The 22,384-nt window shown below is 68.0% G+C and carries 15 protein-coding genes; 10 read left to right on the top strand and 5 right to left on the bottom strand.

Going from position 1 to position 22,384, the window contains the following annotated elements; genetic code table 11:
* Window positions 1–128: 128 nt before the first annotated feature.
* Window positions 129–788 carry a membrane protein YczE gene (yczE, locus tag FVP33_RS10750; RefSeq protein WP_147783643.1) on the bottom strand — a complete coding sequence of 220 codons (660 nt, stop codon included), beginning with the start codon at window positions 786–788 and terminating at the stop codon, window positions 129–131.
* A gap of 61 nt (window positions 789–849) precedes the next feature.
* Between yczE and yczR the strand changes: the two genes are divergently transcribed.
* From yczR to FVP33_RS10735, 3 genes are all read left to right on the top strand, one after another.
* On the top strand, window positions 850–2,268 hold the full coding sequence (yczR, locus tag FVP33_RS10745; protein WP_147783642.1) for a MocR-like transcription factor YczR: 1,419 nt from the start codon (window positions 850–852) through the stop codon (window positions 2,266–2,268).
* A gap of 129 nt (window positions 2,269–2,397) precedes the next feature.
* Entirely contained in the window at window positions 2,398–5,517 is a 3,120-nt protein-coding gene (locus FVP33_RS10740; protein WP_147783641.1) for an efflux RND transporter permease subunit, read from the top strand.
* Window positions 5,518–5,526: 9 nt separating this feature from the next.
* The gene (locus FVP33_RS10735) at window positions 5,527–5,994 is read left to right on the top strand and encodes an NUDIX hydrolase (protein WP_147783640.1); all 468 of its coding nucleotides are present in this window, start codon (window positions 5,527–5,529) and stop codon (window positions 5,992–5,994) included.
* Window positions 5,995–6,001: 7 nt separating this feature from the next.
* On the opposite strand, the gene FVP33_RS10730 is transcribed toward FVP33_RS10735, so the two are convergent.
* The gene (locus FVP33_RS10730; RefSeq protein WP_147783695.1) at window positions 6,002–6,454 is read right to left on the bottom strand and encodes a GNAT family N-acetyltransferase; all 453 of its coding nucleotides are present in this window, start codon (window positions 6,452–6,454) and stop codon (window positions 6,002–6,004) included.
* A gap of 353 nt (window positions 6,455–6,807) precedes the next feature.
* Between FVP33_RS10730 and FVP33_RS10725 the strand changes: the two genes are divergently transcribed.
* The 4 genes from FVP33_RS10725 (at window position 6,808) to FVP33_RS10710 (ending at window position 11,724) form a co-directional block, all read left to right on the top strand.
* Window positions 6,808–8,919, top strand: coding sequence for a DEAD/DEAH box helicase (locus tag FVP33_RS10725; RefSeq protein WP_147783639.1), 2,112 nt, complete (start codon window positions 6,808–6,810; stop codon window positions 8,917–8,919).
* Between the two features lie 197 nt (window positions 8,920–9,116).
* Window positions 9,117–9,566 (top strand): GNAT family acetyltransferase, encoded by a 450-nt coding sequence (locus FVP33_RS10720; RefSeq protein ID WP_147783638.1) that lies wholly within the window; start codon window positions 9,117–9,119, stop codon window positions 9,564–9,566.
* Window positions 9,567–9,854: 288 nt separating this feature from the next.
* Window positions 9,855–10,826: an aldo/keto reductase gene (locus tag FVP33_RS10715; protein WP_147783637.1), complete on the top strand. Its 972-nt coding sequence runs from the start codon at window positions 9,855–9,857 to the stop codon at window positions 10,824–10,826.
* A gap of 37 nt (window positions 10,827–10,863) precedes the next feature.
* Entirely contained in the window at window positions 10,864–11,724 is an 861-nt protein-coding gene (locus FVP33_RS10710) for an aldo/keto reductase (protein WP_147783636.1), read from the top strand.
* On the opposite strand, the gene FVP33_RS10705 is transcribed toward FVP33_RS10710, so the two are convergent.
* From FVP33_RS10705 to FVP33_RS10695, 3 genes are all read right to left on the bottom strand, one after another.
* Complete coding sequence (locus FVP33_RS10705; RefSeq protein WP_147783635.1) at window positions 11,667–12,596, bottom strand: LysR family transcriptional regulator; 930 nt, start codon at window positions 12,594–12,596, stop codon at window positions 11,667–11,669. The two genes, FVP33_RS10710 and FVP33_RS10705, sit on opposite strands and share 58 nt — an antisense overlap.
* 46 nt (window positions 12,597–12,642) lie before the next feature.
* Window positions 12,643–13,494, bottom strand: coding sequence for a DMT family transporter (locus tag FVP33_RS10700; protein WP_147783634.1), 852 nt, complete (start codon window positions 13,492–13,494; stop codon window positions 12,643–12,645).
* A gap of 64 nt (window positions 13,495–13,558) precedes the next feature.
* The gene (locus FVP33_RS10695; RefSeq protein WP_147783633.1) at window positions 13,559–14,440 is read right to left on the bottom strand and encodes an EamA family transporter; all 882 of its coding nucleotides are present in this window, start codon (window positions 14,438–14,440) and stop codon (window positions 13,559–13,561) included.
* Between the two features lie 197 nt (window positions 14,441–14,637).
* Here FVP33_RS10695 and recQ point away from each other — a divergent pair, with 197 nt between their 5' ends.
* The 3 genes from recQ to FVP33_RS10680 all read left to right on the top strand — a co-directional run bounded on the left by recQ (window position 14,638) and on the right by FVP33_RS10680 (window position 22,375).
* On the top strand, window positions 14,638–16,581 hold the full coding sequence (recQ, locus tag FVP33_RS10690; protein WP_147783694.1) for a DNA helicase RecQ: 1,944 nt from the start codon (window positions 14,638–14,640) through the stop codon (window positions 16,579–16,581).
* Between the two features lie 156 nt (window positions 16,582–16,737).
* Window positions 16,738–17,697 carry a prolyl aminopeptidase gene (gene pip, locus FVP33_RS10685; protein WP_147783632.1) on the top strand — a complete coding sequence of 320 codons (960 nt, stop codon included), beginning with the start codon at window positions 16,738–16,740 and terminating at the stop codon, window positions 17,695–17,697.
* Between the two features lie 226 nt (window positions 17,698–17,923).
* The gene (locus FVP33_RS10680; protein WP_246142292.1) at window positions 17,924–22,375 is read left to right on the top strand and encodes a DUF4082 domain-containing protein; all 4,452 of its coding nucleotides are present in this window, start codon (window positions 17,924–17,926) and stop codon (window positions 22,373–22,375) included.
* Window positions 22,376–22,384: the final 9 nt, after the last annotated feature.

Below are 22,384 nucleotides of genomic sequence, written 5' to 3'. Positions count from 1 at the left end.
AGGGCCCGATCGGCACGCCGCTCAGTAGCGGGCCAGCGTGGGGACCTGCCGATAGCCATCGCGACGCACGACCTCGACGGTGGCGAGGCATCCCCAGAGCGCCAGCGCGGCGAGGGAGACGAGGGCGATCACAGTGGTTCTCCAATCTGAACGGGGGAGGGCTGAACGGGGGAGGGGGCGGCCGTCGGGACGGGCGCGGTGGGCACCCGCAGGAGCGGGATCGTCACGTTGACCATCGGGCCGATCAGGAGGGCGAAGGCCACGGTGCCGATGCCGACGTTGCCGCCCAGCAGCCAGCCGATGCCGAGCACCACCATCTCGATCGAGGTGCGCACGATCCAGAGGCGCCAGCCCCAGCGGCGGTGGATGCCGGTCATGAGGCCGTCGCGGGGTCCCGGCCCGAACCGGGCGCCGATGTAGAGGCCCGTGGCCACGGCGAGCAGCGCGAGCCCACCGGCGAAGAGCAGCACCTGCTGCCACAGCACATGCTGGGCAGGAAGGACGGCAAGTCCGACCTCGGCGCTCGGCCCGATCAGGAGCACGTTGAGCAGCGTGCCGATGCCCGGCTTCTGCCGAATCGGGATCCAGAGCAGCAGCACGACGACCCCGATGATGTTGGTCACCCAGCCGAACGCGATTCCGGTCTGCAGCGAGACACCCTGCGACAGCACGTCCCACGGCGACACCCCGATCCCGGCGCGCACCATCATGGCGATGGCGAAGCCGTAGAGGGAGAGGCCGACCAGGAGCTGGGCGATCCGACGCGAGAGGACGAGAACAGGAGGCATGGTTGTATCCAATTACTCGATTGGCCTTATCGCAAGATGCCAATCGTCGTAGAGTGGCCTTATGTCTTCGATCTCAGCCCGCGCATTGGCCTCCGTGCTGAGCGGATGGCGGGAAGCCACCGCCGCCCCGGCCTACAGCGCGCTCGCCGGCCGCGTGCGGCTTCTCATCCTCGACGGACGCGTACCCCTCGGCACCCGCATCCCGGCCGAGCGGGATCTCGCCGCGCAGCTCGGAGTGAGCCGCACCACCGTCACCGCGGCCTATGCCGAGCTGAGGGACGCCGGCTATCTCGACAGCGTGCGGGGATCCGGGAGCGTGGCCCGGCTGCCCGCCCGTGCCCCGGTGTCGATCGAGAACGTGCACAGCGGCTACCTCGACTTCAGCAAGGCGTCACTTCCCGCCATCCCGCTGCTTGCCGACGCGGCCAGACGGGCGGCGGAGGCCCTGCCCGCCTACCTCGGTGACTCGGGGTTCGACCCGATCGGCCTGCCGGTGCTGCGGACGGCCATAGCCGACCGGTACACGGCGCGCGGCCTGCCGACCGAGCCGGAGGAGGTCATGGTCACCATCGGCGCCCAGCACGCGATCGCGCTGCTGGCGAGAACGCTGCTCGGGCGCGGCGACGGCGCCCTCGTCGAGTCGCCGAGCTACCCCCACGCCTACGAGGCCCTCCGCCTCACCGGGGCGCGACTCGTACCGGTGAGCGTCACGACCGACGACGGATGGGACGAGCCGGCCATCGAGCAGGCCCTCCAGCGGGCGAGCCCGGCGATGGGCTACGTCATGCCCGACTTCCACAACCCGACCGGGCGCACGATGTCGCCCGAGCTGCGGGAACGGATGCTCGCCATCGCCGCGAAGCAGGGAACGACGATCGTCGCCGACGAGACCACGGCGGAACTGGCGATCGACGAGTCGGCAGCGACGCTTCCGCTCGCGGCCTACGGGCCGGCGGTGCTCATCGGCTCGGTCGGCAAGACCGTGTGGGGCGGGGTGCGCATCGGTTGGATCCGGGCCGAACGCCAGCTCATCCAGAAGCTCACCAGGGCACGCAGCGCCGGGGACCTCGGCACCCCGATCCTCGAGCAGTTGATCGTGGCCGACCTCCTCGACGACTTCCCGCCGGTGCTCGACGCGCGCCGGGCCCAGCTGAGGCGGGGCAGGGATCACCTGGAGTCAGAGCTGCGCCGGGCGTTCCCCGAGTGGCGGGTGCCGCACGTTGCGGGCGGGATGACGGCCTGGATAAATCTCGGAGCGCCGGTGAGTTCGCAGCTCACCCTCGCCGCCCGCAATGAGGGGCTCCTGCTCGCGGCCGGGCCGCGGTTCGGCATCGACGGCGCGTTCGAGCGGTTCCTGCGCATCCCGTTCGGGCACCCGACCGAGGAGATCGATCGTGCGGTGTCCGCCCTCGAGACGGCCTGGGGTTCGCTCGCTCGCGGGCCGATGCTCGACTCCAGCTATCTCGCCGAGGTCGTCTGACCCAACTACTCCCGCGAGAGTATGCGAGCAGGCACCGGGCACTGAGATAATTTCGAGGGAGGCACGCCAGCAGCGCGCCTTCTCCGGCGCCACTCGCGGCGTCACACCGCAGCGTCCAGGGAGAACCCCGTGCACCTCTTGTCCGTCTTCAGCCTGCGCAACCGGGCGCTCATCGCCCTGATCACGGTGGTCGTCGCAATCTTCGGCGGCCTCGCGCTGGCGTCGCTCAAACAGGAGCTCATCCCCTCGCTCACCCTCCCGTCCGTGTACATCGTCACGTCCTACCCGGGCGCCTCGCCCGACGTAGTGAACACCGATGTGAGCACGCCGATCGAGAGCGCCCTCCAGGGCCTGGAGAACCTGGACTCGACCACGGCCACCTCCAATACCGCCGCGTCGACCGTCACCGCCTCCTTCGCCTTCGGAACCAACATCGCCACGTCGGAGCAGAAGGTGCAGCTCGCCCTCGATCGGATCAAATCGATCCTGCCCGCCAGCGTCACGCCCCAGGTGATCACCTTCAGCCTGAGCGACTTCCCCGTGATCCAGCTCGCCGTCACGAGCGACATGGATCAGAACACCCTCGCCTCGAAGCTGTCGGCACTGACGGTGACGAACCTCAAGCAGCTCGACGGGGTGAGCGACGTCAGCCTCCTCGGCGCGGCATCCCAGCGCGTGGCAATCACCCCGGATGCCGACAAACTCGCCGCCGACGGCCTCAGCATCCAGTCCATCAAGGCCGCACTCGCCGCCAACGGCACCTTGCTCGCGAGCGGATCCATCACCGAGAACGACAAGACGCTCACCGTGCAGTCCGGGTCGCGCATCACCACGACCGACGAGATCGCGGCGCTGCCCTTGCTCGGTGCCCGCGCGGCCGTCGCGCCCACGATCGGCGATCTCGCCACCGTCGCCATCGTGAATGACCCGACCACCGGCTTCTCGAGCGTCAACGGCAAGCCGGCCGTCACCCTCAACGTCACGAAGTCCGCCGCGGGCAACACGGTCACCGTGTCGAACCTGGTGCGCAGCAACATCCCGACGCTCGAGAAGCAGCTCGGCAGCAACACGAAGTTCGTGGTCGTCGCCGACCAGGCGCCGTCCATCACCCAGTCGATCGACAGCCTCGCGCAGGAGGGGCTGCTCGGCCTCGTCTTCGCGGTGGTCATCATCCTCGTCTTCCTGTTCTCCATCAGGTCGACGCTCGTGACAGCCATCTCGATTCCGGTCTCGGTACTGATCACCTTCATCGGCATGCAGGCCTCGGGCTACACGCTGAACGTCATCACGCTCGCGGCCCTCACGATCGCCATCGGTCGGGTGGTCGACGACTCCATCGTCGTGATCGAGAACATCAAGCGCCACATCGGCCTCGGGGAGGAGAAGCTACCGGCCATCCTCACGGCAGTGCGGGAGGTCGCGACCGCGGTGACCGCCTCCACCATCACCACCGTCGCCGTCTTCCTGCCGATCGCCCTCGTCGGCGGAATCACGGGGGAGCTGTTCCGCCCGTTCGCCCTCACGGTGACGATGGCCCTCGGCGCCTCGCTGTTCGTGGCTCTCACCATCGTCCCTGTGCTCGCCTACTGGTTCCTCGGCAACAAGAAGACGGCGCACAAGCATGCCGGCAGCCCGGCGGTCGCCTCGGCCGCGGCCGACGAGCTCGAACACCCCACCCGGCTCCAGCGCGCCTACCTCCCGGTGATTCGCTGGACGCTCAAGTTCCCGGCGATCGTCCTCGTCGGCGCCCTCCTCCTGCTCGCCGGCAGCGGGTTCGTCGCCAGCGGCCTCAAGACCAACTTCATCGGCAATAGCGGCCAGAACACCCTCACCGTGACCCAGACCCTCCCGCTCGGCACCAGCCTCGACGCGCAGGTCGTCGCCTCGAAGAAGGTCGAGACGGCGCTGCAGGATGTCAAGGGCGTCAAGACCGTGCTGCTCACGATCGGATCGGGCGGCAGTTCCCTCCGCGCCGCCTTCGCCGGGGGCGGGTCGAGCACCTTCTCGCTGACGACGGACCCGAACGCCGACCAGGCGAAGCTGCAGGCCGCGGTGACGGCCGAGTTGAAGACGATCAAGGGACAGGGCGAGCTCGCGGTCGCCACCGCCCAGGGCGGGTTCGGCTCATCGGACATCCAGGTGAACATCACGGCGGGCAGCGACGGCGACCTGCGCAAGGCGTCCAGCGCCATCCTGGCGAAGGTCGGGAAGCTCAGCGTCGTGTCGCGAGCCTCGAGCAACCTCTCGGCATCCCTGCCGTACATCGCCGTGCAGATCGACCGCACGAAGGCGGCTGCCGCCGGCCTCACCGATGTGCAGGTCGGGGGAATCGTCACCCAGGCCATGAACCCGAGCGCCACGGGCAGCGTCGTCATCGACGGCAAGACGCTCTCGATCTACGTGAAGAACTCGAGCGCGCCGACCACCGCGGCCGAGCTGTCGGCGTTCTCGATCCCCACGGCGAAGGGCATCGTTCCGCTCTCCGACCTCGCGACGATCGCGACGGTGAACGGCCCGTCGAGCATCACCACGATCAAGGGGCTGCGCAGCGCGACCCTCACGGTGACACCGGCAACAGACAACACGGGCAGCGCCTCGGCCACCGTTTCGGCGGCCGTCGCCAAGGTGACGCTCCCCGCGAGCGCCACGGCCACGCTCGGTGGAGTCACGTCCCAGCAGAGTGACTCTTTCAGCCAGCTCGGACTCGCCCTGCTCGCGGCGATCCTCATCGTGTACGTGGTCATGGTCGCCACCTTCAAGAGCCTGCGCCAGCCGCTGTTGCTGCTCGTGTCCGTGCCGTTCGCGGCGACCGGGGCGATCGCGTTGCAGGTCGTGTCCGGCATCCCGCTCGGCGTGGCGTCCCTCATCGGGGTGCTCATGCTCATCGGGATCGTCGTGACGAACGCCATCGTTCTCGTCGACCTCATCAACCAGTACCGCACCCGCGGCATGAAGGTTGGGGAGGCGATCATCCATGGTGCCTCCCGGCGTCTGCGCCCGATCCTCATGACCGCGCTCGCGACGATCTTCGCGCTGCTGCCCCTCGGCATCGGGCTCACCGGTCATGGCGGATTCATCTCGCAGCCCCTCGCCATCGTGGTGATCGGCGGCCTCGTGTCCTCGACCCTGCTGACTCTCGTGGTGCTGCCGGTGCTCTACTATCTCGTCGAGGGCGCGAAGGAACGACGCAACGACCGGCGTGCGGCAAAGGAGACGGCCGTCGCGAAGCCCGCTGCGGAGGTTGGCTAGGATCGCGGGATGGCCACTCCCGACTTCGTCCTCGCGCTCCGCGAGAAGATCGGACACGCGCCGCTCTGGCTCTCCGGCGTGACCGCGGTCGTCGTTCGCGGCGACGAGGTGCTCCTCGTTCGTCGAGCGGACACGGGTGCCTGGACTCCGGTGACCGGGATCATCGACCCGGGCGAGGAGCCGGCGGTGGCGGCCGAGCGCGAGGTGCTCGAGGAGGCGGACATCGTCTCCCGCGTTGACGTGCTCGCCTGGGTGAAGGCGCTGCCGCCGATCCGTTACCCCAACGGGGACGAATCGCAGTACCTCGACCTGGTATTCCGCTGCGGTTATCTTTCCGGCGAGCCGCATCCCGCCGATGGCGAGAACACCGCAGCGGCCTGGTTCGCCCTCGACGCCCTGCCGGACATGTCGGCGGAGATGATGGACCGCATCCGCGTCGCGGTGGATGCCAACGGGTCGACACGGTTCGAGCGTTGAGCCCGCTTCAGCCGAGTGTCTTCGCCATGCACACGCTGAAGTCGTCGCCCACATACTGTCCGAAGGCGGGGATGCGGCGGTAGCCGTGCTTCTCGTAGAGCGCGATCGCCTCGGGCTGCAGCGGCCCGGTCTCGAGCTGGAGCGTGGCTATCGAATGGCCACGCGCGACCCCTTCGAGCGTCGTGAGGATGCCGCTCGCTATCCCGCGACCCCGGGCATCCGACCTCACGAACATGCGCTTGAGCTCGGCGGAGCCGTCGCCGCGCTCGACGAGGGCGCCGACGCCGACCGCATCGTCGCCCGAGCGGGCGACGACGACAGTGACCCCGGGCGCGGTCAGTTCACTCACGTCGAGCAGGTAGCAACTGTCGGCGGGGTAGAGGGAGAAGGCGAACTCGTCGCTCAGCCGGAGGAGTTCGGTGACGCCGGGCGCGGTCGCCGGCTCGATGGAGAAAGTCATGATCAGCCAAGCCTGACTCATCCGTCGAGCTTCGTGTGCAGAAACGTCGCGATGCGCGATCGCCTCCGCGAGCGCGCGGGCCGCACGGAAAACGCGATTCATGATTCCGGCCAATTTAGTGCGGATTTTCCGGTCTTCCGGTAACGTAGACAGGTCGGCTCTAGACATCGCGAAATCTTGCGAATGGGTTTGTAAGTCTTTCGGGCCGGTTTCCCCACCTTTAACTACTCCTTTTTGGTGCGGGGAAAATCACGTATGTGAACGGTCCTGGCCAAAGACTGCCCGGGTTCCTGCAGAAGCGCTGCTTGTTGGTTGCGCGCTGCCATGCAACTTAATACAACCCGGAAAGAACCATGCCTAATTTCGATAAGAAGTCCGACTCTGGCCGTCCAGCCAAGAAGTACAACTCCACCGGAGCCTCCAAGCCCGGCAGCCGCAGCGAGGGTCACCGAGGCTTCCACGCCGACGCCGCCCCGGCGAAGAAGCGCTGGAACGCGGATGAGCGTGCCTCGCGCACCGGCGACCGCCCGGCCTCGAACGACCGTCGTCCCAACTGGACGCCGACCAACGACCGCCCGGCCTCGAACGACCGCCCGTCCTATGGCGATCGCGCCCAGCGTACGGAGCGTCCGTCCTACGGGGACCGCCCGCAGCGTACGGAGCGTCCGTCCTATGGGGACCGCCCGCAGCGTACCGAGCGTCCGTCCTATGGCGACCGCCCGCAGCGTACGGAGCGTCCGTCCTACGGGGCGCGCACCGAGCGTCCGGCGTACAACGACCGTCCGGCGCGCACGTCGAGCGAGCGTCCCTCCTACAACGATCGTCCGGCCCGCACCGAACGTCCGGCTTACAACGATCGTCCGGCGCGCACGGAGCGCCCGGCGTACAACGACCGCCCGGCGCGCACGTCGAGCGAGCGTCCCTCCTACAACGACCGTCCGGCGCGCACGGAGCGTCCGGCCTACAACGATCGTCCGGCGCGCACGTCGAGCGAGCGTCCCTCCTACAACGACCGTCCGGCACGCACGGAGCGCCCGGCGTACAACGACCGTCCGGCGCGCACGTCGAGCGAGCGTCCCTCCTACAACGACCGTCCGGCACGCACCGAGCGCCCGACCTACAGCGACCGCCCGCAGCGGTCGGACGATCGCGCGCCCCGCCGCGAGAGCGACTACTACCCGGCCAAGCGCGAGTTCGGAAACGACTCGCAGCGCACCGGCCACTCGGCGGGCTTCCAGCCTCACGAGGATGTCGTGCTCGAGCGCCTCGAAGCGAAGGTGATCACCGCGGGCGACGCCAGCGGCAAGACCTGGGCCGACCTCGGCATCGGCGACAACATGACCCGCCAGCTCATCGCGATGGGCGCCGAGACGCCCTTCCCGATCCAGGCGGCCACCATTCCCGACGTTCTCGCCGGCAAGGATGTCCTCGGCCGCGGCAAGACCGGCTCCGGCAAGACCATCGCGTTCGGTGCACCGCTCGTCGAGCGCCTCATGGAGAACATGGGCGGCGCCGGACGCAAGCCGGGCCGCAAGCCCCGCGCGCTCATCCTCGCTCCCACCCGCGAACTCGCCATGCAGATCGACCGCACCGTGCAGCCCATCGCACGCAGTGTGGGGCTCTTCACCACCACGATCGTCGGTGGCGTGCCGCAGTTCAAGCAGGTCTCCACGCTGCAGCGCGGTGTCGACATCGTCATCGCGACCCCGGGCCGCGTCGAGGACCTCATCGAGCAGGGCCGTCTTGACCTCAGCGAGGTCTTCGTGACCGTGCTCGACGAGGCCGACCACATGTGCGACCTGGGCTTCCTCGAGCCGGTGCAGCGCATCCTCGAGTCCACGAAGAAGGGCGGCCAGAAGCTGCTCTTCTCCGCGACCCTCGACAAGGGCGTTGCCACGCTCGTCAAGCAGTTCCTCAAGGACCCGTCGGTGCACGAGGTTGCGGGCGAAGACCAGGCGTCGTCGACGATCGATCACAAGGTGCTGCTCATCGAGCAGCGCGACAAGACCCGCATCATCGAGGAGCTCGCCGGTGGCGAGGGCAAGACGCTGATCTTCGCGCGCACTCGGGCGTTCGCTGAGCAGCTCGCCGACCAGCTCGAGGACGCCGGAATCCCGGCCACCTCGTTGCACGGCGACCTCAACCAGTCCCGTCGCACGCGCAACCTCCAGCTGCTCACCAGCGGCCGGGTCAACGTGCTCGTGGCCACGGATGTCGCGGCCCGCGGCATCCACGTGGACGACATCAGCCTGGTGATCCAGGCCGATGCGCCCGACGAGTACAAGACCTACCTGCACCGCTCGGGTCGCACCGGCCGCGCCGGCAAGGTCGGCACCGTCGTGACGCTCATCTCCAAGGCGCGTCGTCGTCGCATGGACGAGCTCCTCGGCCGCGCCGAGATCAAGGCGTCCGTGGAGATGGCGGCGCCCGGCGACCGCGTCATCGGAGAACTCGCGGCCCTGTAGTCAGCAGCACTCTCGAACGAAGGGCGCTCATCCTTGCGGATGGGCGCCCTTTGTCGTTCCTCCCTCCCTCGATTCACGTTTCTCCGGAGGTTTCGCGTCCGCACCGCCCATCGAGGCCGATTCCGGTCCGAATCCGGGGCAACCTCCGGAGAAACGCGGGTGCCGGAGGGTGGCGGGCGGGGCCGTAAAGTTGGAGGATGCTGATCCGACCGTTTGCCGAACCAGACACCGACGTCGTCGTGGCCCTGTGGGAGCGCTGCGGGCTCGTTCGACCGTGGAACGACCCGCGCGCCGACATCGCGCGCAAACTCACCGAGCAGCCGGAACTGTTCCTGGTGGGCGAGGTCGTCGAAATGGGCGAGGCCGGCGACGCGCCGGCCTCGATCGCGGCGACGGCGATGGCCGGGTTCGACGGCCACCGAGGCTGGGTGCACTACCTCGCGGTCGACCCGCTTCGCCAGCGCCAGGGCCTCGGTCGGGCCATCATGGCCGAGGTGGAGCGCAAGCTCGTGGAGCGCGGATGCCCGAAGCTCAACCTCCAGGTGCGATCCGACAACCTGAAGGTTCTCGGTTTCTATCGCGGACTCGGCTACGGCGAAGACCAGGTGCTCAGCCTCGGCAAGCGCCTCATCCTCGACGAGGGCTGACCGTCCCCAAGCACGAACGGGCGTTTCTCCGGAGGTTCAGCCGGGAAGCCTGCCGCCCAGGCCGATTTGGGACGGAAACGGACCAATTTCGCCAAAAGCTCCGGAGAAACGCGAGAAAACGCGAGAAAGCGACGGAGACACGCGAGGCGAGCGGCGGACGGAGAAACGCGAGTCGAGCAACGAAACGCGAGCCGAGCGGGAATCGGATCGCATTGAGAAGCGCGAGCGCACAGTTGCATCCGGATCCCCTGTTGGACAGCTGGAGCGACGCGAGCGCAGCCTAGAGGCATGGACTATACACACCTCGGCCGCAGCGGCCTGAAAGTCTCCAGACTCTGCCTCGGAACGATGAACTTCGGTCCGCAGACCACGGAGCCCGACTCGTTCAGCATCATGGACTCGGCGCACGAGCACGGAATCAACTTCTTCGACACGGCGAATGTCTACGGCGGCGACCTCGGCAGGGGCATCACCGAAACGATCCTCGGCAACTGGTTCGAGCAGGGCGGCGGTCGACGCGAACGAACCGTGCTCGCCACCAAGCTCTACGGGGACATGACGCCGTGGCCCAACGAGGGCAAGCTCTCGGCTCTCAACATCCGCCGCGCGCTGGATGCCAGCCTCACGCGCCTGAAGACCGACTACATCGACCTCTACCAGTTCCACCATGTGGACCGGGAGACCCCCTGGGACGAAATCTGGCAGGCGATGGAGACGGCCGTCGCCCAGGGGAAGATCCTCTACGCGGGAAGCAGCAACTTCGCCGGCTGGCACATCGCTACGGCCCAGGCGGAGGCGCGCCGACGCAACTTCACCGGACTCGTGAGCGAGCAGTCGATCTACAACCTGCTCAAGCGCGACATCGAGCTCGAGGTGATTCCCTCCGCCATCGGAAACGGCCTCGGCATCATCCCCTGGTCGCCACTGAACGGGGGACTCCTCGGCGGGGTGCTGCGCAAGGAGCAGGAAGGAAAACGCCGCCTCGAGGGGCGCGCGGCCGAGACCCTCGCGACACATCGAGACGCGATCGAGAAGTACGAAGACTTCGCGGCGGAACTCGGACACGAGCCGGGCGACATCGGTCTCGCCTGGCTGCTGCACCAGCCGGCGGTGACGGCTCCGATCATCGGACCCCGCACACAGGGGCAGCTGGATGCCGCGGTGCGCGCCCTCGACGTGACGCTCGATCCCGCAGCGCTCGCCCGCCTCGACGAGATCTTCCCGGGCCGCAAGACCGCCCCGGAAGACTACGCCTGGTGACCCGCCGGCAAGACCCGACAGAAAGAAGAACTGAAACATGAAGACTCGCACAATCGGTGACGTCGAGGTCAGCGCGATCGGCCTCGGCGGCATGCCCATGTCGATCGAGGGGAGACCGGACGAGGCCCGATCGATCGCCACCATCCACGCCGCGCTCGACCTCGGTGTCACGCTCTTCGACACCGCGGATGCGTACCACCTGACCGCGACGGACGTCGGACACAACGAGTCCCTGATCGCCAAGGCGATCGCCTCGTGGGGCGGTGACGCCTCGAAGGTGCTCGTCGCAACCAAGGGCGGCCACCTGCGTCCGGGCGACGGCTCCTGGACCGTGGATGGGCGCCCCGAGTACCTCAAGCGCGCGGCCGAGGCGTCGCTCGCCCGTCTCGGCGGGGACGCGATCGGGCTCTACCAGTTCCACCGCCCGGACCCGGAGGTGGCGTACGAGGATTCGGTCGGCGCGATCCGCGACCTGCTCGACGCCGGAACGATCCGGATGGCCGGGATCTCGAACGCGAACCCACAGCAGATCCGGCTCGCCCAGGAGATCCTCGGCGGGCGGCTCGTGTCGGTGCAGAACCAGTTCTCGCCCGCCTTCCGCAGCAGCGAGCCGGAGCTCGAGCTGTGCGACGAGCTCGGGATCGCGTTCCTGCCCTGGAGTCCCCTCGGCGGAATCAGGTCGGCCGGCTCCCTCGGCGACCGTTTCGCGGCCTTCGGGCGGGTCGCGGCGGACCGCGGGCTCACCCCGCAGGTCGTCTGCCTGGCGTGGGAGCTCGCCAAGTCGCCCCGCGTGATCCCGATCCCCGGGGCATCGCGGCCGGAGAGCATCACCAACTCGGTTCAGGCGGCCGAGGTCACGCTCTCCGCCGAGGAGCTGTCCATGCTCGACGCGGCCTGAATGGGACTCTCGAAGAGCTGATCGAGGAACGCGGTGGCGGCCGGGCTGGGCTCGTCCGCCACCGCGACCGCGACGGTCCACTCCGGCATGTCGTCGGGCAGGGCCACCGAGCACAGCGAGTCCGGCCGCTTCGCCGCGAAGCTCGCGGGCACGATCGCCACGCCGAGGTTGTACTCCACCAGGTCGAGAAGCGGATGCACGTCGTTCACCTCCATCGAGGCGCGGAAGTCGTATCCGGCGGCCGCGAAGGCCCGACGCGACAGAACCTGAGCGCCCCAGCCCTGTTGGAAGCCGATCAGCGGTTCCCGGTGCAGCGACTCGATGTCCACCTCGCCGACGGCGGCGAACGGGTGGTCGGGGTGGCAGAGGACCACGAGCTTCTGCGAGCTCAGCCGCCGCAGCCGCACCCCCTGCGGCACCGGGCCAGTCGCCACGACGAGGGCGACGTCGGTGAGGCCACTCGCCACATTCTCGAGGTGCTCGACGGAGCCGTCGTAGCGCAGCCGCACCTCCACCCCCGGGTTCGCGACCCGGAAACGGCCGAGTTCGGCCGGCAGGTCGATGGCGCCGAGACACGGCTCGGCGCCCACGGTCAATCGCCCACGCACCAGTCCGCGCACCGCCGCGACCGCGTTCTGGGCGGCCGCCGCGCTCGCGAGGGTGCGGATCGAATCCGCGAGTAGCGCCTGGCCGGCGGCGGTGAGTTCCACGCGTCTGGTGCTCCGGACGAACAGCGAGGTTCCCAACTCCGTCTCGAGGGCGCGGATCGACGCGGACAGCCCGGACTGGGAGATCTGCAACAGTTCCGCCGCGCGGGTGAAGTGCCGCTCGTCGGCGACGGTCACGAAGTGTTCGAGTTGGCGAAGTTCCATTCATCGATTCTAGTGATCGTTGTCGACGGGCCGAGAAGCAGAGCAGCTAAGCGAGGGCGAGCAGCGCGGCGGCCACGAGGGCCACGGCGAGGCCCGCCCACTGCACCACGGCGATCCGTTCCTTGAGCACGATGGCGGCGAGGATGATCGTGCCGGCCGGCGCGAGCGCGTTGAGCACGGAGACCACCGACAGGTCGCCGGCACGCAGGGCGAGCAGGAAGAGAAGTGCGGCCGCAGCATCCGTCAGGCCGCAGAGAACTGCGAAGAGAAGCACGGCGCCCCGCGCGCTTTCGGCGGGCAGGCGACGACGCACGGCGCCCGCCAACAGGATCGAGCCCATCACGAGGCCGGTGATGGCGAAGCAGACGACGAGGGGAGCCGGTCCGCTGTCGGCCGGAGACAGGTCGATGACCACCAGGTAGACGCCGATCGCCAGGCCCGATCCGATGGCCATCAGGATGCCTCGCGCGCTCGGCCGCACCGCCCCGGCGCCCGGCACGAGACAGATCAGGATGATCGCCACAAGCCCCACGACGAGACCGGCATCGCCCGCGGGGCTGAGCCTCTCGCCCCGGGCGAAGTCGATGGTGATCGGCACGACGGCGGCGACGAGCGCCAGGATGGGGGAGAGGATGCTCATCGGTCCGATGGCGAGGCAGGCGTAGAGCAGCACGAGCGCCGCGGCTCCCGCGATCCCGGTCAGCGCGCCGGTGATCAGCGCATCCCGACTCCACGTCGTCGGCAGGAGCAGTGAGCCCACTGCCAGCGCGACGAAGCCCACCACGGAGTTGATCGCGGTCACCCGCACCGCACTCACCCGGCGGGCCGCCATCCCCCCGAAGAAGTCGCTCGCGCCGTAGATGATGGCGCCGGCGAGTCCGAGCAGAACGCTCAGCATGGGCTGCCTCCCTTCGATCTCGGCCGCGCTGCAACCACTGTGCCAGTAAGCTCCGACGCGCGCCTCACGCGATGGCGAGCATCGCCGCCGCCACGAGTGCGAGAACGAGACCCACGATCTGCACGGGCGCGATGCGCTCCTTCAGCACGACGGCCGCCAGGATGATCGTGCCAGCCGGATAGAGGGCCGTGAGCACGGACTGCACGGTCAGGTCGCCGATCCGCAAGCCGAGCAGCAGGAGGGCGTTGGCCGTGGCATCAACCGCGCCGCCCGCGATCGCGAGCCAGAGGCCCGGCCGCCAGCCCGCCGCCGGCAGCCGGCCGCCCGCCGAGCGCTCGCGCGGTCGGCTCCGGCTCAGCAGCCCTGCGATCAGCACGACCGAGAACATGATGGAGGCATTCACCGTTCGGTTCACCACCAAGGGCACCAGGCCGGAATCCGCCGGGGTCAGATCGATCACGATCAGGAAGAAACCGATGAGCGCCCCGGAGGCGACGGCCATGCCGAGGGCCTTGAGGGATGGCCGCACGGCGCCCTTCTCCGGGACGAATCCCACCAGGACCACAGCGACAAGGGCGAGCGCGAGCGCGACGTACGCGATCCCGTTCAGCCGTTCGCCGCGCAGAACCCCGGCGAGCGCAGGCACGAGAGCGGACACCACCGCGGTCACGGGCGAGAGGATGCTCATCGGGCCGATCGCGAGGCAGGCGTAGAGCAGCACGATCGCGAGGGAGCCGCTCACCCCCGAGATCGCACCGAGCAGCACCGCCTTGCTCGACCACGTGCCGCCGATGGCCGGCAGCGCCAGGAGCAGCACGGCGAGCCCCGAAAGTCCGCCGACCGCCGTCACGCGAACGGAGCTGATCCGTTTGGAGGCGATACCCCCGATGAAGTCGGCCGAACCGAAGATGAGCGCACCGGCGAGGCCAATGAGAACGGCGAGCATGGGGGCCAATCGACGGGGAGGCTTCCACGCTAGCGGTTAACTGTCGGTGACCATTTCGAGATGACCGGTGGCCTGTGACGCCCGCTCGGGTCACGGTGCAGCTGACCCCCAACCGAAACGGTACGCCCGGTCGTGTCGGCGGTCGCGGGTAGACTCGCCGAGTGAGCTGGAGCGCAGAGATCCCCTGGGATCCGGAGATGGAAGCGCCGCCGGACCCCTACGATGATCCGCCGTTTCCAGATGATTCGCCGGGGCAATTCGCTCCGGATCGCGTCGCTCCGGAGCGCTTTGCGCCGGATCGCTTTCGGGCCCCGGCTCGCGCGACGCCCGTGCAGTACGCGACCCCGGCCGAGGCTCTCCACACGGTGTTCGGCTACGACGCGTTCCGCGGCGACCAGGCGACCATCATCGACCATGTCGTTGCGGGTGGGGACGCACTCGTCCTCATGCCCACCGGCGGCGGCAAGTCGCTCTGCTACCAGATCCCGGCCCTCGTCCGCGAGGGGACCGGCGTGGTCATCTCTCCGCTCATCGCCCTCATGCAAGACCAGGTCGACGCCCTCTCTGCCGTGGGTGTTCGAGCCTCATTCCTCAACTCCACCCAGGATGCGTCCCAGCGGGCCGCCGTCGAGAACGCGTTCATCGCGGGAGAGCTAGACCTGCTCTATCTCGCCCCGGAGCGACTCAAGGTGCCGGCCACGGCCGACCTTCTCGACCGCGGGGTGATCTCGCTCTTCGCGATCGACGAGGCGCACTGCGTGTCCCAGTGGGGCCACGACTTCCGCCCGGACTACCTGCAGCTCTCCGTGCTGCACGAGCGCTGGCCGACCGTTCCGCGCATCGCCCTCACGGCCACGGCCACCGAGCAGACCCACCTCGAGATCCAGAAGCGGCTCCAGCTCTCCGACTCCAGGCACTTCGTGGCGAGCTTCGACCGGCCGAACATCCAGTACCGAATCGCGGGCAAGAACGCTCCCCAGCAGCAGCTGCTCGAGCTCCTGCGCTCCGAGCACCCGGGGGATGCTGGAATCGTCTACTGCCTGTCGCGCGCGTCGGTGGAGAAGACGGCCGAGTTCCTCGTGCAGAACGGCATCCCGGCCCTGCCGTATCACGCGGGTCTCGACACGCGCGTGCGCGCCGCCAATCAGTCCCGCTTCCTGCGCGAGGACGGCATCGTCATGGTGGCGACGATCGCGTTCGGCATGGGCATCGACAAGCCGGACGTGCGCTTCGTCGCCCACCTCGACCTGCCCAAGTCGGTGGAGGGGTACTACCAGGAGACCGGCCGGGCCGGCCGTGACGGGTTGCCGTCGACGGCCTGGCTCGCCTACGGACTTCAGGACGTGGTGCAACAGCGGCGGATGATCGACTCGTCGGAGGGGGACGCCGAGCACCGTCGCCGGTTGAGCGCGCACCTGGATGCGATGCTCGCCCTCTGCGAGACCATCGAGTGCCGCCGGGTGCAGCTTCTCGCCTACTTTGGCGAGACGTCGACGCCGTGCGGCAACTGTGACACCTGCCTCTCGCCGCCCGAGGCCTGGGACGGCACGGTCCCTGCGCAGAAGCTGCTCTCCACGGTGGTGCGGCTGAAGCGGGAACGCAACCAGCGGTTCGGCGCCGGCGCGATCATCGACATCCTCATCGGCAAGTCGACGCCCCGGGTCAGCCAGCACGACCACGCGAGCCTGTCGACCTTCGGCATCGGTGCCGACCTGAGCGAGCCCGAGTGGCGCGGGGTGGTTCGCCAGCTTCTCGCCCAGGGCCTGCTCGCCGTGAACAGCGACGGCTACGGCACACTGCTCGTCACCGAGGCGAGCGCCGACGTGCTCGGTGGTCGGCGGCCCGTGATGCTGAGGCGCGAGCTCGAGCGACCGACGCGCGCGGCCAGAGCGAGGCGCACCGCGGTCGCCGACCTGCCGGTCGGGGCGGCTCCCGTGTTCGATCTGCTGCGCGCCTGGCGATCGGCCGAGGCCAAGGAGCAGGGGGTGCCGGCGTACGTGATCTTCCACGACGCCACCCTGCGCGAGATCGCGACGGGCAAGCCGTCGACCATCGCCGAGCTCGGCACCATGAGCGGCGTCGGCGAGAGCAAGCTCGCCAAGTACGGCGACGCGATTCTCGCCGTTCTGGCCGACGCCTGAGCCGACTCGTCCAACCCGCGCACGCCGCCGGCTTCTGAAAACGCAGGACAATCGCGTCGACAGAGACCGCGACGGCCCGCTATCGGCCGGCCCGGCGCGGATCTCCTGCGTTTTCGGGGGGACGGCTCGCAACGAGCACGCCGTTAGGCTCGAAGCATGCGAAGCTTCTACCCCGAGATCGAGCCATACGAGACCGGGATGCTCGAGGTCGGCGACGGCCAGAGCATCTACTGGGAGGCGTCGGGGAATCCGGATGGCAAGCCGGCGGTCTTCCTGCACGGCGGACCGGGCGGCGAGAGCGGCCCGAATCATCGCCGGCTGTTCGACCCATCGAAGTACCGCATCATCCTGCTCGACCAGCGAGGTTCCGGCCGCAGCCTTCCGCACGCGAGCGACGCTGACGCCGACCTCTCCGCCAACACGACGTGGCATCTCGTGGCGGATCTCGAGACGCTCAGGAGGCATCTCGGCATCGATCGCTGGCTCGTGCTCGGCGGGTCATGGGGCAGCGCGCTCGCGCTCGCCTACGCGGAGACCCACCCGAGTTCGGTGACGGAACTCGTGCTGAGGGGCATCTTCACGCTGAGGGCCAGCGAACTCGACTGGTTCTACGAAGGCGGCGCTGAACAGCTCTTTCCCGACCTCTGGGAGTCGTTTCTCGCCCCGGTTCCGCTCGACGAACGGGGCGGGCTGATCCAGGCATACAGTCGTTTGTTGAACAACCCGGATCCGGCGATTCACGGCCCGGCGGCCGTCGCGTGGTCGACCTGGGAGGCATCCACCATCACCCTCCTGCGTCGACCGGAGGTGATCGAGATCTTCGCCGAACCGCGCTACGCGATCGCGTTCGCCCGAATCGAGAACCACTACTTCGTGAACAAGGGCTGGTTCGACGAGGGACAGCTCATTCGCGACGCCGGCATTCTTCGCGACATTCCCGCGGTCATCGTCCAGGGTCGTTACGACATTTGCACGCCCCCGGTGACGGCCTGGGATCTGCACCGCGCATGGCCCGAGGCCGAGTTCGTGATGGTTCCGGATGCCGGCCACGCCTTCGACGAGCCCGGAATTCTCAGCGCCCTCGTCGAGGCGACCGACCGCTTCGCGGAGGATTGAGAGCCCGCGCCTGACCGGCATTTTTCGTACTCATTTCCGACACGCCGGGTTTTGGTAAATGGCGCCTCATTGGGTGCGCTACGGTCGTAAGGCATTTTGGGACTAGGCGCGTCGGCGCTCGTATGTAAGTATGTCGTCTGTGGGAACCCGAATCTCGCGTTATTTTGGCGTTAAAAACAGACGCAATGCCGTGTTAGTGACCGCCATTGTCACAACACTCGTTTTGGTGTGCTCGACGCTTCTGGCGTTGAACCCCCAGCCCGTCCAAGCCCTCACCCCGTGCGGCACCGGCTCGAACCCGATCGTCTGTGAGAACAGCAAACCAGGCACGGACCCCTCGGTCTGGGACATCAGCGGGGCGGGTGATCCATCGATCCAGGGCTTCTCGTCGGACATCAGCGTCAACGTCGGGTCGTCGATCGACTTCAAGATCAGCACGAGTGCCAAGGCGTACTCGATCACGATCTACCGCACCGGCTACTACGGTGGGCTCGGTGCCCGCCAGATCGCCACGGTCACCCCATCGGCCACGCTGCCGCAGACCCAACCCCAGTGCATCACGGATGCGACCACCGGGCTCTACGACTGCGGCACCTGGAAGGTGTCCGCGTCCTGGGCCGTGCCGAGCACCGCTGTCTCCGGCGTCTACTTCGCCCTTCTGCATCGCAACGACACCGGGGGCGAGAGCCACATCACCTTCGTGGTGCGCGACGTCTCCAGCCACTCCGCCGTGCTGTTCCAGACCTCAGATCCCACCTGGCAGGCCTACAACACCTACGGGGGATCGGACTTCTACCAGGGCGGCGCCGTCGGCCGGGCGTACAAGATCAGCTACAACCGCCCCGTTACGACACGAGGAGACAACTCGGGCCGCGACTTCTACTTCGCCAACGAATACCCCCTGGTGCGCTTCCTGGAGAAGAACGGCTACGACGTCAGCTACTTCAGCGGGGTGGACACCGATCGCTTCGGGGCCAATCTCACTAATCACAAGGTGTTCCTTTCGGTCGGCCACGACGAGTACTGGTCGACTGGCCAGCGGGCAAACGTTGCAGCGGCCAGGGATGCCGGCGTGAACATGCAGTTCCTCTCCGGCAACGAGGCCTACTGGCACACGCGCTACGAGCCATCCGCCGACACGAGTGCGACTCCGTATCGCACCCTCGTCTCGTACAAGGAGACGTGGAGCAACGCGAAGATCGATCCGAGCCCGACCTGGACCGGCACCTGGCGCGACCCGCGGTTCGCCTCACAGGCCAACGGCGCCGGCCTCCCCGAGAATGGACTCACCGGCACCCAATACATGTCGAACTTCAGCGACCTTCCCGTCACCGTCTCTGCGGCGGAGGGAAAGACGCGACTGTGGCGCAACACGAGTCTGACTAGTCTCGCCCCGGGTACGACCCAGGCGCTTGCTGCCCACACGATCGGCTACGAGTCTGACGAGGATGTCGACAACGGATTCCGCCAGTCCGGCCTCATCCGGCTGTCGACGACGACCGGGGCGGTGCCGCAGTACCTCCAGGACTTCGGCAGCACCGTCGTGCCTGGCACGACGACTCATCACGTCACCCTGTACCGCGCGTCGAGCGGCGCGCTCGTCTTCTCCGCCGGCTCGATCCAGTGGACCTGGGGTCTCGATCAGACGCATGACGGCACGGGGGCCGCTGCCGACCCTCGGATGAAGCAGGCCCAGGTCAACCTGCTCGCCGACATGGGCGCGCAGCCCCTGACGCTCGACTCGACCCTGGTCGCCGCCACGGCGAGCTCGGACGTCACTCCCCCCACCGTGACGGTCACCTCTCCGGCAGCCGGCGCTAGCATCGCCAACGGCTCGAACGTCGTTCTCACGGGAACCGCCTCCGATGTCGGCGGCGTGGTCGCCGGAGTCGAAGTCTCCACCGACGGTGGAGTCACCTGGCACCTGGCCACTGGTACCAACTCCTGGTCATACACCTACCTTCAGCACGGCGCCGGCAGCCAGTCGGTGCGGATCCGTGCGGTCGACGACAGCGCCAACTACGCGGCGACACCCACTACGGTCAGCTACACCGTGACCGGACCGTACTCGGTTTTCGGCGCCGAGTTGCCGGCAACCGTCGACTCCGGCGACGCGTCCTCGGTGGAACTCGGACTCAAGTTCAGCCCGTCGGCCGACGGTTTCATCACCGGCGTGCGCTTCTACAAGAGCACGGCCAACACCGGCACCCACTCCGGATCCCTCTGGAACGCGTCCGGCGTGCGTCTGGCGACCGTGACGTTCGCCTCGGAGACCGCGTCGGGATGGCAGACAGCCAACTTCTCGACTCCGGTCGCCGTGTCCGGAGGCCAGACTTACACGGTTTCGTACAGCGCCCCGAAGGGCCACTACTCGGCGGTCTACAACTTCTGGGCCTACCGGGGTTCTGCCCTCGGACCGTTGAATGTTGCCGGTGGCTTCGGCGCTCCGGTCGCCGGCGTCTACGGCAACACCGGATCCTTCCCCACCTCCACCTTTGCTGGTACGAACTACTACGTGGACGCCCTCTACGCGAGCGTCGATACATCGCCACTGTCGGCGTCCAGCCAGTGGCCCACGCCCGGCGCGTCGGGTGTTCCCACGAGCACCACGGTCAGCGCCGTGTTCTCTCGAGCCGTCACCCCAGCCACGATCGTCTTCAAAGTCGTCGACCAGAACGGCGCGGTTGCGGCCGGCGCGGTGGCCTACGACTCCACGAGCCGCACGGCCACGTTCACCCCGGCCTCGGTTCTGAACAGTGGCGTGAAATACACGGTGACCCTGTCGGCATCCGACACCAACGGAGTAGCCCTGACCGTGGGCGGCACGTGGACGTTCACCACCGCGAGCCCGGTCGTCGTCGGCCCGTGCCCGTGCACCCTCTACGACGCCAGCGCGGTGCCCGGCATCCTCCAGGTCGGCGATCCCAATGCCGTGACTCTCGGTGTTCGGTTCAGCACGCTCCAGACCGGTGTCATCAGCGCGGTCAAGTTCTATAAGGGAGTGGGAAACACCGGCAGCCATGTCGGAACTCTCTGGTCGACGGCCGGCACCAAGCTCGCGACCGGCACCTTCACGAACGAGTCGACCTCCGGATGGCAGACGCTCGTCTTCGCAACTCCCGTGCCGGTGACGTCCGCGACCACCTACGTTGCCACCTACCGCACGACCGTCGGCGCGTACTCCGCCACCCTCGGGGCATTCTCCACCTCGGGAATCACCCGTGGTCCGCTGCAGGTGGCGGTGCAGGGCGGCACCTATTCGTACCCTGATGCGTTCCCGACAATCCAGACGTCGACCAGCTACTTGGTGGATGTCGTGTTCAACAACTCGCCGTCGTCCCTCACCGTCGTGAGCCAATCGCCGTCGAGCGGAGCCACCTCGGTGGACCTCGGTGCCTCCATCAGCATTCGGCTCTCCGTGCCGATCGCGACCGGCTACGCGGTGTCCGTGACCAGCTCCGGAACAGCCATCTCCGGCGCGACCAGCCTGTCGACAGACGGCCAGACGATCACCTTCACGCCCAGCGCCCCGCTGCCGAACAACGCTCTCGTCACCGCCAGCGTTTCCGGCATACAGACGACCGACGGGGCAACCCTCGCGACCCAGACCTGGTCGTTCACAACCTTGGATTCCACCACCACGACCGTTTCGACACTATTCGGAACCGAGACTCCGACGGTGGCCGCAGCCGACGACACCTCGTCGGTGGAGCTTGGTGTGTCGTTCACGCCGTCCGTTGCCGGATCGGTCACCGCGATCCGCTTCTACAAGGGCACCGGCAACTCCGGCAGCCACGTCGGGCACCTCTGGTCGTCCACCGGGCAGTTGCTGGCCACGGTGACCTTCGCAAACGAGACGGCAACGGGATGGCAGTCGGCGTCGCTGTCCTCTCCCGTCGCCCTCACCGCCGGCACGATGTACGTGGTCTCCTATCTCGCTCCCAGCGGGCACTACTCATACACGGGAAACTACTTCTCCGTCCCGAAGACGAGTGGACCGCTGACCGCCGGCGCGACCTCCAACGGGCTGTACCTCTATGGTTCGGCCGGTGGATTCCCGGTGAACACGTTCGGGGCGTCCAACTACTTCGTGGACGTGAGTTTCGCGTCCGGGGCCCCGGCTCCGACGCCGACCCCCACGCCCACCCCGACGCCGACTCCCACCCCGACGCCGACTCCCACCCCGACGCCGACCCCCACACCGACGCCGGTCCCGACGGGAACGTCCCTTTTTGCCGACACCAGCGTCCCGGTGAACGCCGACTGGGCCGACCCGGGTCCGGTGCAGGTAGGCGTCCGCTTCACGTCATCGGTCGCGGGATCGATCGCCGCCATCCGTTTCTATAAGGGCGCGACCAACACGGGGACGCACCAGGTCTACCTCTGGAGCGCCACCGGCACGCAACTCGCGACCGCGACGGCGATGAATGAGACGGCGAGCGGGTGGCAGACCGTGGTGCTGGCGCAGCCCGTGCCCATCACCGCCGGCACCGAATACTGGGCGTCGTATTACGCCCCGGTGGGCCAGTACGCGGTGGATCTCAACGGCCTCTTGACTCCGATCACGAGCGGACCTCTTACCACCGTGGCGAACGGTGGCGCCTATACCTACGGAACGGGACAGCCCAACAACGCCGCTCCGCATAATTTCTGGGTGGATGTGATCCTCACCCAGTAGAACCTGGGT

It is taken from the genome of Lacisediminihabitans profunda, assembly GCF_008040105.1.
GTDB classification, from domain to species: Bacteria; Actinomycetota; Actinomycetes; order Actinomycetales; family Microbacteriaceae; genus Lacisediminihabitans; species Lacisediminihabitans profunda.
This window is presented reverse-complemented; position numbering and strand designations above follow the sequence as displayed.

Coding starts and splice junctions, on each gene's coding strand:
- FVP33_RS10730 (WP_147783695.1), bottom strand. CDS start 6,454: ATGACTTTCTCCATCGAGCCGGCGACCGCGCCCGGCGTCACCGAACTC.
- pip (WP_147783632.1), top strand. CDS start 16,738: ATGCGAAGCTTCTACCCCGAGATCGAGCCATACGAGACCGGGATGCTC.
- yczE (WP_147783643.1), bottom strand. CDS start 788: ATGCCTCCTGTTCTCGTCCTCTCGCGTCGGATCGCCCAGCTCCTGGTC.
- yczR (WP_147783642.1), top strand. CDS start 850: ATGTCTTCGATCTCAGCCCGCGCATTGGCCTCCGTGCTGAGCGGATGG.
- FVP33_RS10720 (WP_147783638.1), top strand. CDS start 9,117: ATGCTGATCCGACCGTTTGCCGAACCAGACACCGACGTCGTCGTGGCC.
- FVP33_RS10735 (WP_147783640.1), top strand. CDS start 5,527: ATGGCCACTCCCGACTTCGTCCTCGCGCTCCGCGAGAAGATCGGACAC.
- FVP33_RS10705 (WP_147783635.1), bottom strand. CDS start 12,596: ATGGAACTTCGCCAACTCGAACACTTCGTGACCGTCGCCGACGAGCGG.
- recQ (WP_147783694.1), top strand. CDS start 14,638: ATGGAAGCGCCGCCGGACCCCTACGATGATCCGCCGTTTCCAGATGAT.
- FVP33_RS10700 (WP_147783634.1), bottom strand. CDS start 13,494: ATGCTGAGCGTTCTGCTCGGACTCGCCGGCGCCATCATCTACGGCGCG.
- FVP33_RS10725 (WP_147783639.1), top strand. CDS start 6,808: ATGCCTAATTTCGATAAGAAGTCCGACTCTGGCCGTCCAGCCAAGAAG.
- FVP33_RS10715 (WP_147783637.1), top strand. CDS start 9,855: ATGGACTATACACACCTCGGCCGCAGCGGCCTGAAAGTCTCCAGACTC.
- FVP33_RS10710 (WP_147783636.1), top strand. CDS start 10,864: ATGAAGACTCGCACAATCGGTGACGTCGAGGTCAGCGCGATCGGCCTC.
- FVP33_RS10695 (WP_147783633.1), bottom strand. CDS start 14,440: ATGCTCGCCGTTCTCATTGGCCTCGCCGGTGCGCTCATCTTCGGTTCG.